12 protein-coding genes are annotated in these 16,969 nt (G+C 63.4%); 6 read left to right on the forward strand and 6 right to left on the reverse strand.

Going from position 1 to position 16,969, the window contains the following annotated elements; translation table 11 throughout:
• Window positions 1-265: 265 nt before the first annotated feature.
• Window positions 266-3,283: an EAL domain-containing protein gene (locus J2X56_RS25780; RefSeq protein ID WP_310163907.1), complete on the reverse strand. Its 3,018-nt coding sequence runs from the start codon at window positions 3,281-3,283 to the stop codon at window positions 266-268.
• 514 nt (window positions 3,284-3,797) lie between these two features.
• Between J2X56_RS25780 and J2X56_RS25785 the strand changes: the two genes are divergently transcribed.
• A complete protein-coding gene (locus tag J2X56_RS25785; protein WP_204727166.1) occupies window positions 3,798-4,460 on the forward strand; it encodes a VTT domain-containing protein in 663 nt (220 codons plus the stop codon).
• 98 nt (window positions 4,461-4,558) lie between these two features.
• Here J2X56_RS25785 and J2X56_RS25790 read toward each other — a convergent pair whose 3' ends face one another.
• Both J2X56_RS25790 and tsaE read right to left on the reverse strand, forming a co-directional pair.
• Window positions 4,559-5,920, reverse strand: coding sequence for an N-acetylmuramoyl-L-alanine amidase (locus J2X56_RS25790; protein WP_121037614.1), 1,362 nt, complete (start codon window positions 5,918-5,920; stop codon window positions 4,559-4,561).
• Window positions 5,884-6,369, reverse strand: coding sequence for a tRNA (adenosine(37)-N6)-threonylcarbamoyltransferase complex ATPase subunit type 1 TsaE (gene tsaE / locus J2X56_RS25795; RefSeq protein ID WP_039790104.1), 486 nt, complete (start codon window positions 6,367-6,369; stop codon window positions 5,884-5,886). Before tsaE ends, J2X56_RS25790 begins: the two co-directional genes overlap by 37 nt.
• 67 nt (window positions 6,370-6,436) lie before the next feature.
• Here tsaE and queG point away from each other — a divergent pair, with 67 nt between their 5' ends.
• Both queG and J2X56_RS25805 read left to right on the forward strand, forming a co-directional pair.
• The gene (gene queG, locus J2X56_RS25800) at window positions 6,437-7,621 is read left to right on the forward strand and encodes a tRNA epoxyqueuosine(34) reductase QueG (RefSeq protein ID WP_245202091.1); all 1,185 of its coding nucleotides are present in this window, start codon (window positions 6,437-6,439) and stop codon (window positions 7,619-7,621) included.
• 27 nt (window positions 7,622-7,648) lie between these two features.
• Complete coding sequence (locus tag J2X56_RS25805; protein ID WP_310163917.1) at window positions 7,649-10,075, forward strand: penicillin acylase family protein; 2,427 nt, start codon at window positions 7,649-7,651, stop codon at window positions 10,073-10,075.
• Window positions 10,076-10,103: 28 nt separating this feature from the next.
• Here J2X56_RS25805 and J2X56_RS25810 read toward each other — a convergent pair whose 3' ends face one another.
• Genes J2X56_RS25810 through J2X56_RS25820 form a run of 3 tightly spaced genes read right to left on the reverse strand, consistent with a single transcriptional unit; the run spans window position 10,104 to window position 13,658 of the window.
• A complete protein-coding gene (locus J2X56_RS25810; protein ID WP_034334306.1) occupies window positions 10,104-10,994 on the reverse strand; it encodes an AEC family transporter in 891 nt (296 codons plus the stop codon).
• Window positions 10,995-10,998: 4 nt separating this feature from the next.
• A complete protein-coding gene (locus tag J2X56_RS25815) occupies window positions 10,999-11,589 on the reverse strand; it encodes a response regulator transcription factor (RefSeq protein ID WP_034334304.1) in 591 nt (196 codons plus the stop codon).
• 41 nt (window positions 11,590-11,630) lie between these two features.
• Window positions 11,631-13,658: a PAS domain S-box protein gene (locus J2X56_RS25820; protein WP_039790098.1), complete on the reverse strand. Its 2,028-nt coding sequence runs from the start codon at window positions 13,656-13,658 to the stop codon at window positions 11,631-11,633.
• A gap of 208 nt (window positions 13,659-13,866) precedes the next feature.
• Here J2X56_RS25820 and J2X56_RS25825 point away from each other — a divergent pair, with 208 nt between their 5' ends.
• The 3 genes from J2X56_RS25825 to J2X56_RS25835 all read left to right on the forward strand — a co-directional run bounded on the left by J2X56_RS25825 (window position 13,867) and on the right by J2X56_RS25835 (window position 16,849).
• Entirely contained in the window at window positions 13,867-14,883 is a 1,017-nt protein-coding gene (locus J2X56_RS25825; RefSeq protein WP_121037606.1) for a TRAP transporter substrate-binding protein, read from the forward strand.
• A gap of 128 nt (window positions 14,884-15,011) precedes the next feature.
• A complete protein-coding gene (locus J2X56_RS25830; protein ID WP_121037603.1) occupies window positions 15,012-15,572 on the forward strand; it encodes a TRAP transporter small permease in 561 nt (186 codons plus the stop codon).
• Entirely contained in the window at window positions 15,569-16,849 is a 1,281-nt protein-coding gene (locus J2X56_RS25835) for a TRAP transporter large permease (RefSeq protein WP_204727168.1), read from the forward strand. The genes J2X56_RS25830 and J2X56_RS25835 overlap by 4 nt, the downstream gene beginning before the upstream one ends.
• Window positions 16,850-16,969: the final 120 nt, after the last annotated feature.

Genomic DNA, 16,969 nt, shown 5'->3' on the forward strand with positions numbered 1-16,969 from the left:
TGCTGCATCGGATTGCCGAAACGGCAATGCAACGCGGTCACTCACGTCAGGGGCCTTCCTTGCAGGGAGGCCCAACGTTCATGCTGAAATCACGGTACTTGCGGGGAAGCGAGTCAGTATATCGTCAGCATTTTGCGCTGCATCAAAATACTTCGAATGTTTGCGCCCACATGTAACTGTGCTGTTGTTTTTCCGGCGAGAAAGTGCCTTTTTTGCATGGAACTTTCGATTGTTCTTGCCTGCTTGTATTTACTTCTCTCCAAGTTCAGCCGCGCGGTCCTGTCGCCCCCGGCGGAGCGGCGTTTTCTCCACGGTAAGCCCGCACCCAGCTTTCGAGCTGATCAGCCGACATCGGCCGCGAAAAATAATAGCCCTGCGCCACGTCACAGCCCTGGCTGATCAGCAGCCGGTACTGGTCGGCATCTTCCACACCTTCGGCCACCACGGTCAATTTGAGGCTTTCGCCGATGCGGATGACCGCATTGGTCAGGGCGCTCACCGCCGCGTCCTTGGCCATGTCGCGCACGAAGCTCTGGTCCAGCTTGAGTTCGGAGACCGGCAGCTTGCGCAGGTAGCCGAGGCTGGAATAACCGGTGCCGAAGTCATCCATGGCCAGCGGAATGCCCAGTGCATGCACGGCGGCGATGGTCTGGTTGGTGCTGGGGTTGGTATCCATCAGCACGGTCTCGGTGATTTCCAGCGTGAGGTCGGTCGGTGCCAGGCTGTAGCGGCGCAGCAGGCCGGTGAGAAATTGCGGCAGGTCGAGATCGTGGAAATTGGTGGCCGACAGGTTCACCGAGACCGACGGCACCTGGATCCCGCGCCGCCGCCAGTCAGCCAGCTGGAAGCAGGCCTCTTCCAGCGCCCACTTGCCCAGTTCGCCGATCAGGCCGCATTCTTCGGCAATCGGGATGAAGCGGCCCGGCGAGATCTGTCCCAGTTGCGGATCGTGCCAGCGGGCCAGCGCTTCCACGCCGTGCAGGCTGAGGTCGTGCAGGTTGATCTGCTGCTGGAAGTGCAGTTCGAAGCTGCCGCCGCGCAAGGCATCCCGCAGCGCGCCTTCCAGCACCAGCCGTTCCTGGGCGAGGCTGTTCATCTCCTCGCTGAAGAAGCTGAAACGTCCCCGGTTCACGGCCTTGGCCTGGTACATGGCGATGTCGGCCCGATGCAGCAGGGTCTCGATGTCGTGGCCGTTGTCGGGGAAGATCGCCACGCCGATGCTGGCCGAGGGATTGAGCGGCGTGCCGTTGATGTGGCAGGGCATGGCCAGCCGTTCCTGGATGCGCTTGACCACTTCGGTCAGGTGGTCGGTGTCGTATTGGGTCAGCACCACCACGAACTCGTCGCCGGAAAGACGGCCGACGATGTCCGAGCGGCGCGCCTGTGATTGCAGCCGCGTGGCCACCGTGCGCAGCAGTTCATCGCCGGCCTGGTGGCCCAGTGAATCGTTGACCTGCTTGAAGCGATCAAGGTCGATGAACATCACCGCCACCATACTGCGGTTGCGCTCGGCTGCCGCGATCGCTTGCCCGGCCTGTACCAGCAGCAGGCTGCGGTTGGGCAGCCCGGTCAGCGAATCATAGAACGCCAGCTGGTGGATGCGCGCCCGCGAAGCTTCGCGTTCGATGGCCAGTGCGCACAGGTGCAGGCCGGCATCCACCAGCAGGTGGTGGAAGGCGCTGGGCGCGCGCGGATGGCGATAGTAGAAACCGAAGGTGCCGATGACCTTGCCGTCGGCCGACTTGATCGGGGTCGACCAGCAGGCCTGCAGACCGTGGCTCAAGGCGATTTCCTTGTAGTCGGCCCAGTGCGGATCGGTGGCGATCTCTTCCGAGACCACGCTCTCGCCGGTATAGGCGGCGCTGCCGCAGGAGCCCACCAGCGGACCGATCTGGATACCCTCGATGGCGCGTGTGTAGGCTTCCGGCAGGCTGGGTGCGGCCAGGGTATGCAGGCGGCCCTGTTCATCCACGCTCAACACCGAGGCGATCACCTCGGGCGCGACGCGTTCCACTTCTTCGCACAGCAGGCTCATCTGCTCCGCCAGCGATGAGTCGCGCGCCATGGCGTTGAGCACGCGATACTGCAGGACTTCATGGACCTTGGTATTGGTGATGTCGGTCATCACGCAAACCGCATTGATGAGCTTGCCCTGCACATCGAGGATGGGATTGACCACCGCCGAGATCCAGACCGGCTGTTCGTGCAAGTCGTGGATCAGTTCCTCGGTGTGGAAGCTGTGCCCCTGCAGCAGTTCGCCATGGCAGCGTTCGATCGACTTGACGAAACTCGGGTGATTGGCAAACAGCTCGCGCGGCAGCTTGCCGATGGTCTGCTGGCTCTGGAAGCCCAGCATGCGGGTGAACCCGGTGTTGTGGAAGACGATGCGGTTCTGCTCGTCGGTGATGAGCACGGCATTGTCGGTTTCGTTGATGCCCAGCGAGAGCAGGTGCAGGTGTTCGCGGTCGCTCTTTTCGCGGGTGACGCGGTAGGTGACGTCGTTGCCGATGCAGATCACGCGCTCGGCCTTGCCCTGGGGATCGAGCAGGGGCGAGTAGGTGGCTTCCCACCAGATCGTGCGGCCACTGCGCGTGCGGCGCGGGAAGCGGCCGGAGAAGAAGCGGCCACTGCAGACGTCGCGCCAGAAGATCGCGTATTCCTCGCTGTCGGCATAGCCGGGCGGACACAGCACGCTGTGCGGCTGGCCGATCAGGTCGTCGGCCAGGTATTCCATGGTTTTGAGGTAGTTGCGGTTGGCCGCCAGGATCATGCCCTGGGGCGAGAGTTCGACCACGCCCAGCGAGCGGTTCAGGGCGCTGAGCACATTGTTGCTGTGATGCGAATCGTCGATGTGCGAACTGATGTCGGCCGCCACCGAGATCACCTTGCGCAGCTGGCCGCTGCCATCCAGGATCGGACTGCACAGGGCTTCCAGCCAGACGATGGTGCCGTCGATTCTGCGCCGCTGCAGCGTACCGGCGATCACCTCGCCCTGGCGCAGGTGTTGCCAGAAGCGCTGGTAGTCCTCGGTCTCGACAGAGAGCGGGTCACACAGCATGCGGTGATGCTGGCCTACCACTTCATGCCGCTGGTAGCCCAGCATGCCGAGGAATTTGTCATTGGCATCGAGGATGCTGCCATCGGCAGCGAATTCGAGAATGGCCATGGAACGCCAGAGCGCGCCCAGCAGCGCTTCGCGTTCCTCCTCGCGCAGGCGCTGGTGATCCCCCTGCGGCTGCGACGGATGATCGAACTGGCCCACGAATGACTCCTGGCTCCCCATACAGCGCCCCCTCTGGCCGGTATTGACGCCCGTGCGTCTTGCCTCATGCAGTGCGGAGTTGCGATTGCCCGGGTTCCCCGTTTTCCCCCGGTGGCTTCCATTTGCCCGTCCGTCAGCGCCGTCCCGTCTGCCTTACCGCCAGCGACCGCGCCGCGGAAAGGCGCAGAACATGCTTGATGATGCATATTCGGCACATCAAAACTGAACGAATCTGACTTTGATCATATGCCAAATCCTTCCGGTTGTGCGTGCGGGCAGCGGCCTCGCCGGGCCGCCACACAACGCTCTGTGAGCTTGTGTGAGGATCTTCTTGCGGCAAGTTTCCTCAAGGATTTTATCGGCCGGTATCGGGGCTTCTTGAGTTGCGGCGGGGTGAGTGTTGTATGATGCCTGCGCAGGTGCGCGAGATCGCTTTGCCTGTGCGATAGGTCCCGACGGAGTTGCAGAAGGGAAATATCCGGCCGCGCGGCGATGGGGAGCCCCGGCCTTGATGAATCACCAAAGATTGGGCTTTATGGATTATCTGCAGTGGCTGGACGTGCTGGTGCACGTGGACAAATATCTGGGCGTCCTGATCGAGCAGTACGGCCCGCTCATTTATGCGGTGTTGTTCCTGATTGTCTTCTGTGAAACCGGGCTGGTGGTCCTGCCCTTCCTGCCGGGGGATTCGCTGCTGTTCATCGCCGGTACCTTCTGTGCGCTGGGGGCCATGGACATCTGGCTGCTGATGGGCCTGCTGATCGCCGCCGCGGTGGCCGGCAACACGCTCAATTACTGGATCGGCGGCTGGGTCGGGCAACGCGTCTATACCCACAACTACCGCTGGCTCAACCCCGACGCCCTGCGCAAGACCCACAGCTTCTACGAGAAACACGGTGGCAAGACCATCGTGATCGCCCGTTTCACCCCCATCGTGCGCACCTTTGCGCCCTTCATCGCCGGCGTCTCGGCCATGAGCTTTGCGCGCTTCCAGCTGTTCAACGTGCTGGGTGCCTTCCTGTGGGTGGTCAGCCTTGTGGTGCTGGGCTACCTGTTCGGCAATATTCCGGTGGTGCGGGAGAACCTCAATACGCTGGTGCTCATCGGCATCGTCGGTGCCATCGTTCCCATCGTGCTGGGGGCGCTGTGGCAGCTGTGGCGCAAATTGCGCGGCAAGCGCAAGGTCAGCAACGCCTGAGCGCCGCGTCCCCGGTGCACCGACGCCGCACCCGACAAAAAACCCGGTCTGCCAGAGCAGGACCGGGTTTTTTGTTGTCTGCCGCCTGAAACGCTACTTCAGGTCAGCCGGTTCTTGGCCAGCGGCGGGTTCTTGGCGAAGTAGTTGCGGATGCCGGTGAGGATGGCATCGGCCATTTGCTCCTGATAGCGCTCGTCGGTGAGCTTGGCTTCTTCTTCCGGGTTGGAGATGAAGGCGGTCTCGATCAGGATGCTGGGAATGTCCGGTGCCTTCAGCACGGCAAAGCCGGCCTGTTCCACCGCGCCCTTGTGCAGCTTGTTGATGCCGCCGATTTCCTTCAGCACCGCATTGCCCACGCGCAGGCTGTCGTTAATCTGCGCCGTGGTCGACAGGTCCAGCAGTACGCTGGCCAGCTGGCGGTCATGGGTCTTGATGTTGACCCCGCCGATCAGGTCGGCCGAGTTTTCCTTGTTGGCCAGCCAGCGTGCGGCGGTGGAGCTGGCGCCCTTTTCCGACAGGGCGAACACGGAAGAGCCGCGCGCCGTCGGCTGCACGAAGGCATCCGCATGGATCGACACGAACAGGTCGGCCTGCACCTTGCGCGCCTTGACCACGCGCTGGCCCAGGGGCACGAAGAAATCGGCGTCGCGAGTCAGCATGACGCGCATGTTGGGGTATTGCTCGATCTTGCGTTTGAGGCGCTTGGCGATGGACAGCACCACGTCCTTCTCGCGGTTGCCGCGCGCGCCGGTAGCACCCGGGTCTTCGCCACCGTGGCCGGGATCCAGCGCGATGGTGATCATGCGGGTCAGCTGCATGCGCGGCTCGTCCGGCACCACCTTGGGGTTGCGCTCGGTCTTGTCTTCCGGCTGCGGCTTGATCTCGGCCAGCGGGGCCGGATCGGGTTTGGGCGGTGCGGTCGGTGCCTGCGCCAGCGGCGGGGTGGCCGGGCTTTCCTTGTTCCACTCGCCCTTCTGGATGAGGGCGGCGATCGGATCGGGCGGCGCGGCCGGGTACAGGTCGATGACGAAGCGGTATTTGTATTCGCCCACCGGGGCCAGGGTGAAGACCTGCGGCTTGATCTCGTCCTTCAGGTCGAACACCAGGCGCACCACGCTGGGCCGGTTCTGGCCCACGCGTACCTGCTTGATGTAGGGGTCGTTGGGCTGGATCTTGGCGACCAGGTCCTTCAGGGTGCTGTTGAGGTCGATGCCCTCGATGTCCACCACCAGGCGCTCCGGGTTCTTGACCACGAAGTGGGTGACCTTGAGGTCGCTGTCGTTTTCCAGCGTGACGCGGGTGTAGTCCTCGGACGGCCAGACACGCACGGCCAGGATCTGCGAAGCCAGAGCGGGCAGGGGAGTGACGACGGAGACGAACAGGGCGCCGCCGGCTTTGAGGATGGTGCGGCGGGTTTTGGACTTCACAGGTTGGGAGCGAATTTCAGTCGAGCGAGGCATTGATGACCCTTGTCGGACAACGCACGCAATTCTACATCACGACCGTCCCCTGCAAGCGACAGGTTGACGTGTATGTCCGGTGGCGGCAACACCGGATCGCCCTTTTCAGGCCATTCGACGATACAGACGGAGTTTTCGTTGAAATGTTCACGAAAACCGGCATCGAGAAATTCTTCCGGGCTGGCCATGCGGTACAGATCGAAGTGGATGACTGTTACCATGCGGCCTGCGAAGGAAACTTCATAAGGCTCCGCCAGCGTGTAGGTCGGGCTCTTGACCCGCCCCTGGTAGCCCGCCGCGTGCAGCAGGGCGCGCGTGAGCGCGGTCTTGCCGGCCCCGAGGTCGCCGTGCAGGTAGATCGCCAGGCCCGGCGCCAGCACCTGGGCCAGGTCGGCCCCGAGGCGGGCGGTGGCCGCTTCGTCGGGCAGGTGGAGGTGGAGTCGCTGCATGCTCATGCTGTTCTGGGTCATCCGGGATGGTTCGTTACAAGGTTCTAGTCTGAAGGTTCAAGCGCTCATGTCCATTCACCCCACGCCCGCCGATCCGATCGGGAGCACTGCCATCGCCGATCCCGCCGGCCTGGCGGCGCTGGCGGCCGCCATCAAGGCCTGGGGCCGGGAGCTGGGGTTTGCCGAGGTGCGCATCGCCGATGTCGACCTGTCGCACCGCGAGGCGGGCTTCCAGGCCTGGCTGGACAAGGGTTATCACGGCGAGATGGATTATATGGCAAGCCACGGCCTGAAACGGGCACGGCCGGCCGAACTGGTGCCGGGCACGGTGCGCGTGGTGAGCGTGCGCATGCCCTACCTGCCGCCCGCCGCCGATCCGGATCAGCCCGAGCAACCTGACTGGCGTGCCCGCGAAGAGGCGCGCAGCGCCGATCCGGCGGCCGCCCAGGTCTCGATCTACGCACGCGGCCGCGATTACCACAAGGTCCTGCGCGCCCGCCTGCAGCAGCTGGCCACCCGCATCGAGGGCCGCATCGGTTCCTTCGGCTACCGCGTCTTCACCGATTCGGCCCCGGTCATGGAAGTGGCCCTGGCCGAGAAGGCCGGATTGGGCTGGCGCGGCAAGCATACGCTGCTGCTGCATCGGGAGGCCGGCTCGATGTTCTTCCTGGGCGAGATGCTGACCGACCTGCCGCTGCCGGTGGATGAACCGGTCACCTCGCACTGCGGCCAGTGCAGCGCCTGCATCACGGCCTGCCCGACTGGGGCCATCGTGGCCCCCTATGAACTGGATGCGCGGCGCTGCATTTCCTATCTCACCATCGAACTCAAGGGCAGCATCCCCGAAGACCTGCGCCCGCTGATCGGCAACCGTATCTATGGCTGCGACGATTGCCAGCTTTACTGCCCATGGAACAAGTTCGCCCAGCGTGCCAGCCTGCCGGACTTCGATCCGCGCCATGGCCTCGACCGGGCGAGCCTGGTCGAGCTGTTCGGCTGGAGTGAAGAGGTCTTCCTGAAGAACACCGAAGGCAGCGCGATCCGCCGCATCGGCCACGAACGCTGGCTGCGCAACCTGGCCGTCGGGCTGGGCAATGCGGCCGATGCACCCTCGCACCGTGGCGATGCGGAGATCGTGGCGGCTTTGCGGGCGCGCCTGGATCATCCGTCAGCGCTGGTAGCCGAGCATGTAGCCTGGGCGCTGGCCCGTCATGGAGTCCATGGAGTCGCAGGAGCAGATGGAGTAGAGTGACCCCTCCCAATAAGGAGGAGACACCCCATGCCCAGACTGAATCGTGCCGTCCTGCTGGCCAGCGCGCTGGCTGCGAGCCTGCCGCTGGCGGCCAGTGCCCAGCCCGCATCGACCGAAAAGATCGCCATCCCCGGCCTGCAGCAACGCGCCGAGATCCTCATCGACCGCTGGGGCGTGCCCCACATCTATGCCGCCAGCGAGCGCGATGCCTTCTTCATGCAGGGTTTCAATGCCGCGCGTGACCGCCTGTTCCAGATCGACCTGTGGCGTCGGCGCGGGCTGGGCCAGCTTTCCGAAGTGTTCGGTCCCGCTTATCTGCCTCAGGACCGTGCGACCCGGCTGTTCCTCTACCGTGGCGACATGCGGCGTGAATGGGCCGCCTATGGTCCCGGTGCGGAAAGCGTGGCGGAGGCGTTCGTGGAAGGCATCAATGCGTATATCGATTACGTCTCCCTGCATCAGGAAAAACTGCCTTACGAATTCCGCCAGCTGGGCTATCTGCCGGCCAAGTGGCAGGCAGAGGATGTGGTGCGCATCCGCAGCCACGGCCTCACGCGCAACCTGCAAAGCGAAGTGGCGCGCGCCAAGGTGGCGTGCGCGGCCGATCTGAAATCCGATGAAATCCGCTCCGGCCTGACTCCGCCCTGGACCGCCGGGATGCCCGAGGGCCTGGACCCTTGCCTGCCCAAGGACCTGCTGCAGGTCTTCACGCTGGCCACGCAGGGCGTGCGGATTACCAGGGAGAGCCTGAACGCCGCCACCACTGCAGGCGACCCCCAGCTGGTGCGCATCGAGCCGGCCGTCAATCCGGAAGAGACCATGGAGGGCAGCAACAACTGGGTCATCGCCCCGTCGAAATCGGCCACCGGCCGCGCCATCATGGCCAACGATCCGCATCGCGCCTATTCGGCCCCGTCGCTGCGCTACATCGCCCACCTGACCGCACCGGACATGAACGTGATCGGGGCCGGCGAACCGGCCTTGCCGGGCATCTCCATCGGCCACAACGGCAGCATCGCCTTCGGGTTGACCATCTTCAACATCGACCAGGAAGACCTCTACGTCTACCAGCTCAATCCCGACAATCCGCAGCAATACCGCTATCAGGGGCAGTGGGAATCGATGCGCGTATTGCATGAACCGGTGCGCATCAAGAACGGCGCACCCGCCGTGGCCGATCTGAGTTTCACGCGCCATGGTCCGGTGATCTACGTCGATCAGGCCAAACACCTGGCCTACGCGGTACGGTCGGGCTGGCTGGAGCCGGGCATGTCGCCTTACTTCGGCAGCATCGCCTACATGCGCACGCGCAATTTCAAGGACTTCAAGCAATCCATGCTGAACTGGGGCGCGCCGACCGAGAACCAGGTGTATGCCGACACCAAAGGCAACATCGGCTGGGTGCCGGGCGGGCTGGCACCGAAGCGTCCCAACTGGGACGGGCTGCTACCGGTGCCGGGTGACGGGCGATATGAATGGTCCGGCTTCTGGCGCGGCGACCAGCTGCCCTCGTCCTACAATCCGGCGCAGGGCTGGTTTGCCTCGGCCAACCAGATGAATCTTCCTGCCGATTATCCCTACCGCGAGCGCAAGCTCGGATTCGAGTGGACCAACAATTCGCGCTTTACCCGCATCAGCGAAGTGCTGGCCAGCCTGCCCAAGGTCTCGCTGCAGGATTCCATGCGGCTGCAGAACGATGACCTGGCCATCCCCGCACGCCGCCTGGCCGCCTTGCTCAAGCCCTTGTCCTCCGATGACGCCAACACCCGCGCTGCGCTGGCCATGCTGGGCCAGTGGGATTACGTCGAACGCAGCGAATCCGCGCAGCCGGCGCTGTACGAAGTCTGGCTCTCGCGCCATCTGGGCAAGGCCTTCAAGGAAGCCGTGCTGCCCAAGGCGGCTGCCGATGCGATGGGGGCGCCGGATACGGCAGTGCTGCTCGATACGCTGGAAAACCCGGTACCCGCCTTCGGCACCGATGCTGCGCAGGCGCGCACCCGGCGCGATCAGGTGCTGCTCGCCAGCCTCGGTGCTGCCTGGGCCGAACTGGCCAAGCTGCAAGGCGCGGATCCGTCGCAATGGCAATGGGGCAAGCTGCACCACAACCTGATGGCGCATCCGCTGGCCGATGTGGTGGATGAGGCGACCCGCAAGAAGCTCAACGTCGGACCCATGCCCAAGCATGGCGGGGCCTATTCGCCCAATCAGTCGACCTATCGCGTCAATGATTTTCGCCAGACCAACGGGCCCTCCTTCCGCGTGGTGGTGGACGTAGGCCGCTGGAACAATTCCTGGGCCGTCAATGCGCCGGGCCAGTCGGGCGACCCCGACAGCCCGCACTATCGCGATCTGGCCGACAAGTGGTTGAAGGGCGAGTATTTCCCGCTGCTCTATTCACGCGGAGCCATCGAGAAAGTCACCGAGCACCGCATCGTGGTGCAGCCGGTGCGCTAGACAGCAGGGCTGGCCTGGTGCGGCAGGATCAATGCACCAGCGCCAGCCAGACCGGAATGCTCAATGCCGAGAGCAGCGTCCCGAACGAAATGAGGAAGGCCGTGAAGGGCCCGTTGCCGCCCATGCGCGCGGCGAGGATGTAGGCGCTGGAGGCGGTGGGCAGGCTGCAGAACAGCACCACGATGCGCCACTGCAGCGGTGGCAGCTGCAGCAGCATGCCGATCAGGTAAGCGGCCAGCGGCACCGCAACCAGCTTGATGACGATGAACCAGGCCACGACCGGCTTGCTTTCTTTCAAGCCCGACAGCCGCAGTCCGGCCCCGACCATCAGCAGGCCCAACGCAATGGAAGCCGCGCCCAGCCGCGAGAGCACCACACTGGCCACTTCCGGCAAATGCAGCCCTAGTGCAGAAAACGTCAACCCGCCAGCAGTCGCCACCAGCAAAGGATTGCGGGCCAGCTCGCGCAGCAGGTTGCTGTTTTTTGCGGCCAGCGCATGGACCGCCGCGATATTGCACAGGGGCACGCCAAAACCAAGAAGGATGGCCATCAGGCCCGCGCCTTCTTCGCCCGCCATGCGGGTGGCCAGTGCCAGCGCGATATAGGAATTGAAGCGAAAGGCGCATTGCATGCCCGACTCGTAGGTCATGGGCGTGGCGCGCAGGAAGGGTTTGCCCAGCCAGGTCAGCGCGATGCCCACCAGCAGCGCCGCAACGCCCGTCTGCACCATGCCGCCGGTGACCGAGAGATCGACCTTCAGGCGCGCCGTCGAATAAAACAGCAGCGCAGGGAAGAGGATGAAATAGACCAGCTTCTCCATGCCGGCCCAGAATTCTTCGCCCCAGTTGGAAATGCGATGGATCAGCAGGCCCAGTGCAATGAGGCTGAAGTCCGGCAGCAGGAGGTTGAGGATCTCCACGTGCTTACTTCAGCAGGCGTGCCAGCTCGACGGCAGTCTTGACGTTCATCTTGTCGAAGATGTGGGCGCGATGGACTTCCACGGTGCGCATGCTGATGCCCAGCTCATCGGCAATGACCTTGTTCATCTTGCCGGCCAGGATCAGGTCCAGCACTTCGCGCTCGCGCGCGGACAGCGCCGCCAGGCGGCTCTGTACGGCATCCTCGGCACCGCCGGCGCGCGAACTTTCCAGCGCTTCCAGCACGCGGTCCATCAACTGGTTGTCGTTGAAGGGCTTTTCGAAGAAATCGAAGGCACCGTTCTTCAACATGTCCACCGCCATCGGCACATCGCCGTGACCGGTGAGGAAGATCACCGGACGCCGGTGCAACAGGCCTTTGGTTTTCAATTCATTGAACAGCGCCACGCCGCTGGTGCCGGGCATGCGCACGTCCAGCAGCAGGCATTCGCCCTCGGCGTCGATGCCGCTGGCATGGGCCAGTGCGCCCAGCACGGCGGCACCGCTTTCATAGCCGATGGCGGCGATATTGCGCGAGCGCGCCAGCCAGGTCAGCGAATCGCGGATGATTTCTTCGTCGTCGACTATGTGCAGCATCGGTATGCGGGGCGGGAATCCAGTGTGGGAGGGGCGTCTCGTTATTGTGGCTGCCCGCTTTGGGCGGGCAGCGAAAACCGGAAGATTGTACCGCCTGCCGGGTTATCGGTGTAAGTGAGCGTGCCGCCGTGGAATTCGATGGTGGTGCGGCAGATGTTCAAGCCCATGCCCATGCCCTCGGCCTTGGTCGAGAAGAAGGGAGAAAACAGGCGCGCCGCCACTTCCTCGGCAATCCCGTGCCCCTGGTCGATCACCGAGACCGTGACCGATTCTGCACCATCGTCATTGCGGGTCAGCTCGGCCGTCACGCGCAGGATGCGGCGCGCCGAGGGCACGGCGGCCATGGCCTGGATGCCGTTGCGGGTCAGGTTCAGGATCACCTGCTCCAGCAATACCTGATCGCCCAGCACCGGCGGCAGCGACTTGGGCACCTGCCATTGCAGCACCACGAAGAACTGCTGGGCCTGCAATTCGATGAGCGGGGCCACGTTGTCCACCAACTGTCGGATCTGCAGACGCTGGCGCGCCGGTTCGCGCTTCTTGACGAACTGGTGCACGCTGCGGATCACGTGGCCGGCGCGCTGGGCCTGGGTGTGGATCTTTTCCAGCGCCGGCTGCAGCGCCTTGGGATCGGCCTGGCCCTGCTGCATCATGTTCAGCGCCCCGGTGGTATAGCTGGAGATGGCCGCCAGCGGCTGGTTCAGCTCGTGCGCCAGGGTCGAGGCGATCTCGCCCATGCTGGCCAGGCGGGCGCTGGCCTGCAGCTTTTCTTCCTGGGTGCGGTTGAGGTCTTCGGCGCGCTTGCGTTCGGAAATGTCGAGGATGGAACCCATCCAGCCGGTCTGCTTGCCATCCTGGTCCACCAGCGGCGATTCGAAGATCAGCACTGGGAAGCGCTCGCCGTCGCGGCGCTGGAAGATGGTCTCGAATTGCGGCGTGGCGCGCCCGGCCAGCACGTTGGAGAAACGCTCCTGGTATTCATCCATCGCTTCCGGCGCCCAGTAAGGCATGGGGGGGATCTTGCCGACCAGTTCTTCCGCCGCGAAGCCGACCATCTTGCAGAAGGCCGGATTGACGTAGGTGATGCGGCCCTGCAGGTCGCGGGCGCGCATGCCGGTGACCAGTGAATTTTCCATCGCGGCACGGAACACGGCTTCGTTGAGCAGGGCCTTCTCGGCCTTGGTGCGGCGGTTGATGTCGCGCCACAGCGCCCACAGGCTCCACAGCAGACCCAGCGAGAGCACGATCACCGAACCCACCAGCAGGTTGGGCAGCAGCTTGGGCGCGCTCTTGGTGCTGTTGGTATGCAGCACCAGCGTCAAGCCCGGCAGCTCCAGTTCACGCCGATGGGTGTAGACGTTCAGGCCCGGTCCGCCCGAGGTGCGGCGCGCCACCACGTTGTCATCGGTATCGGTGAGCGAGATTTCATTGTCCTGGGCGAACCACCACGGCACCATCTCGTTGAGGATGCGTGCCACCGCATAGCTGGCCACCAGGCTGCCGATGTAGTGATTGTCATGGAACAGCGGCACGTGATAGTCCATCAGCATCGGTTCGGCGATGCCGGGCGGGATGGCCGGCGGGCTGTAGAGCGGACGGCGCATCTGGCGCGCGCGGTCAGCCGTCATCAGCGAGGGTTGCGAGAGGTCCTTGCGGCTGATCGGAAGATCATCGGTTGAAGCAACCGGATGGCCTTCGGCGTTGAACCAGGTCACGCGATAGAACTCGCGGTTGTTGCGCAGCAGGGCGTTCAGGCGGCTGCGGAAATGATCCTGATGCAGGCGGCCGTTGCTGATCTCGCGGCCGATGATGCGCATGCTCTCGTCATCGCGGCTGAGCTGGAAGCGGATCGCCTGTTCCACCCACAGCGAATCGGCGATCAGTTGCTCCAGCCGTTCGCTGGCTTCCATCTGCTGCGCCTGGCGCGGCAGCCAGATCAGCGTGGCCAGGAACAGGCACACCAGCAGGAAAGGGATCAGCCAGCGCATGGTGGTCTTGCGGCCGGAGGCCTGCAGCTGCGAGGCGGCATCGGGCTGGGGAGCGATGGGGGGCGGCGGGACGGTTTTCATGACGCCGCCAGTGTAGCCGCGCCCAAAAGCTTGCGCCAGCTTCCTGCGCGGCGGGAAGTGGGCGGCAGGGACATTGTGGTTAACCACACTTGCTCCGTTTTGGTGAGGCCGCGCAAAATTCGCCAGCACAATCCGGTCCCCGCCAAGACCGGCCTTAGTCCATAAAAATTACTAACTAAATCATTTCCATCTCATTGGGGAGACAAGCATGAAACTGAAGTCCATCGTCTTTGCGCTGGCTGCGGCGACTGTCGTCAATGCCGGCCTGGTGGCCAGCGCCTTCGCGCAACAGCCCATCATCATCAAGTTCAGTCACGTGGTGGCCAACGACACGCCCAAAGGCAAGGCGGCCGAGCGTTTCAAGGAACTGGCCGAGAAAGCCACCAAGGGCCGCGTGAAGGTCGAGGTCTATCCCAACAGCACCCTGTACAAGGACAAGGAAGAACTGGAAGCCCTGCAACTGGGGGCCGTGCAGATGCTGGCGCCGTCGCTGGCCAAGTTCGGGCCGCTGGGCGTGAAGGAGTTCGAAGTCTTCGACCTGCCTTACATTTTCCCCAGCAAGGACGTGCTGTACCGCGTGACCGAAGGTCCGATCGGCAAGGATCTGTTCAAGAAGCTGGAGCCCAAGGGCATCACCGGCCTGGCCTATTGGGACAACGGTTTCAAGGTGATGTCGGCCAACAAGCCGCTGCATCAGCCCTCGGACTTCCGTGGCCTGAAGATGCGCATCCAGTCCTCCAAGGTGCTTGATGCCCAGATGCGCGCACTGGGTGCCAACCCGCAGGTGCTGGCCTTCTCCGAGGTCTACCAGGCGCTGCAGACCGGCGTGGTCGATGGCACCGAGAACCCGCCCTCGAACCTGTACACCCAGAAGATGCATGAAGTGCAGAAGCACGTCACCGTCTCCAATCACGGCTACCTCGGCTATGCGGTGATCGTCAACAAGAAGTTCTGGGACGGCCTGCCCTCCGACGTGCGCACCCAGCTCGAAGGCGCCATGAAGGATGCGACCAAGTACGCCAATGCCATCGCCCAGCAGGAAAACGATGCTGCTCTGGCCGCCGTCGAAAAGACCGGCAAGACCACCGTCTACCGTCTGACCGACGCGCAGAAAGCGGAGTGGCGCAAGGCGCTGCTGCCGGTACAGCAGCAGATGGCCAGCCGCATCGGCAAGGACCTGATCGACGCCGTCAACAAGGAATCGGCCGCGCTGGGCCAGAAGTAAATCCGTTGGCTCCAACGGGCGCCCGCCTTCGCAATGAAGCGGGCGCATTGCAGAGAAGAACAATCCGAACAAGCAATGTCATGGGCTGATACCGCTGTGGTATCGGCCTGCTGGCGCAAGGAGACTTCATGAAGTTACTCGACCACCTGGAAGAGTGGCTGATCGCGTTCCTCATGGCCGCGGCCACCTTCATCATTTTCGTGGCGGTGGTACACCGCTACGCCTCGGGCCTGGATATTCCCTGGCTGCAGGACCAGCTCATCCAGATCAACATGAGCTGGGCCCAGGAGCTGTGCATCTTCATGTTCGTGTGGATGGCCAAGTTCGGCGCCGCTTATGGCGTGCGCACCGGCATCCACGTCGGCGTCGATGTGCTCATCAACCGCATGAACACCCCGTGGCGCAACAAGTTCGTGCTCTTCGGTCTGTTTGCCGGCGCGCTCTTTACCGGCATCGTCGGGACCTTCGGTGCCGAGTTCGTCTACGACATCGCGCAGCACGACAGTACTTCTGAAGTGCTGGAATTGCCGATGTGGATCGTCTACCTGGCCGTGCCGCTGGGGTCGTACCTGATGTGCTTCCGTTTCCTCCAGGTCGCGTGGAATTTTTATCGGACCGGCGAATTGCCCAAGCATGACCATGCCCACGTGGAAGGTCTGGACGAAGAAACCAGCGGAGGTAAAGCATGAATGCACTGATCATTTTCGTCTTGCTGTTCGGGCTGATGCTGACCGGGATGCCCATCTCGATCTCGCTCGGCCTGACGGTCCTGACTTTCCTGTTCACGATGACCGAAGTGCCGATCCAGTCGGTGGCGCTGAAGCTGTTCACGGGCATCGAGAAGTTCGAGATCATGGCCATCCCGTTCTTCATCCTCGCTGGCAATTTCCTCACCCACGGCGGTGTGGCGCGGCGCATGATCAACTTCGCCACCTCCATGGTCGGCCACTGGCATGGCGGCCTGGCGCTGGCCGGGGTGCTGGCCTGCGCGCTGTTCGCAGCGGTGTCGGGGTCGTCGCCCGCGACCGTGGTGGCGATCGGGTCCATCATCCTGCCGGCGATGGTCAAGCAGGGTTTCCCGAATCGTTTCGGTGCAGGCGTGATCACGACCTCCGGCGCATTGGGCATCCTGATCCCGCCTTCCATCGTGATGGTGATGTATTCGGTCTCCACCAATACCTCGGTGGGCAAACTGTTCATGGCGGGCGTGGTACCGGGCTTGCTGCTGGCCTTCCTGCTGGGGCTGACCACCTGGTTCCTGGCGCGCAAGAACAATTATCCGCGTCTGAAGAAGGCGACCTGGGCCGAGCGCGCTGCAGCCTTCCGCAAGAGCGGCTGGGGCCTGTTCCTGATCGTCATCGTCATGGGCGGCATCTACACCGGTGTCTTCACGCCTACGGAAGCAGCGGCCATGGCGGCGGTGTACGCCTTCTTCATCGCGGTCTTCGTCTACAAGGACCTGAGCCTGAAGCAGGTGCCCAAGGTGCTGCTGGATTCGGCGTCGATGTCGGCCATGCTGCTCTACATCATCACCAATGCGGTGCTGTTCTCCTTCCTGGTGACCAGTGAAAACATTCCGCAGACGATGGCGGCATGGATCACCGATTCGGGACTGGGACCGATCACCTTCCTGCTGGTGGTCAACATCCTGCTGCTGCTGGCCGGTAACGTGATGGAGCCTTCGTCCATCGTGCTGATCCTGGCACCGATCCTGTTCCCGGTGGCGATGAAGCTGGGCATCGATCCGGTGCACTTCGGCATCCTCATCGTGGTCAACATGGAAGTGGGGATGTGCCATCCGCCGGTGGGGCTGAACCTGTACGTGGCCTCGGGCATTACCAAGATGGGCATCACCGAACTGACCATTGCGGTCATGCCGTGGCTGCTGACCATGCTCGGTTTCCTGGCGCTGGTGACCTACTGGCCGGGCCTGTCGCTGTGGCTGCCGAACCTGATCTACAACTGATCCGCAACCACGCCATGAGACGATGAAATCGGCGCCGTTACCTGGCTTGCACCAGGCCGGTGCCGATTTCGTCAGATGTCTGTCAAGTTGCTGAAAAGTATGTTGGTTTTGCCCTGAAAA

Origin of the sequence: Herbaspirillum sp. 1173 (assembly GCF_031455335.1) — a bacterium.
Classification (GTDB): Bacteria; Pseudomonadota; Gammaproteobacteria; order Burkholderiales; family Burkholderiaceae_D; genus Herbaspirillum; species Herbaspirillum huttiense.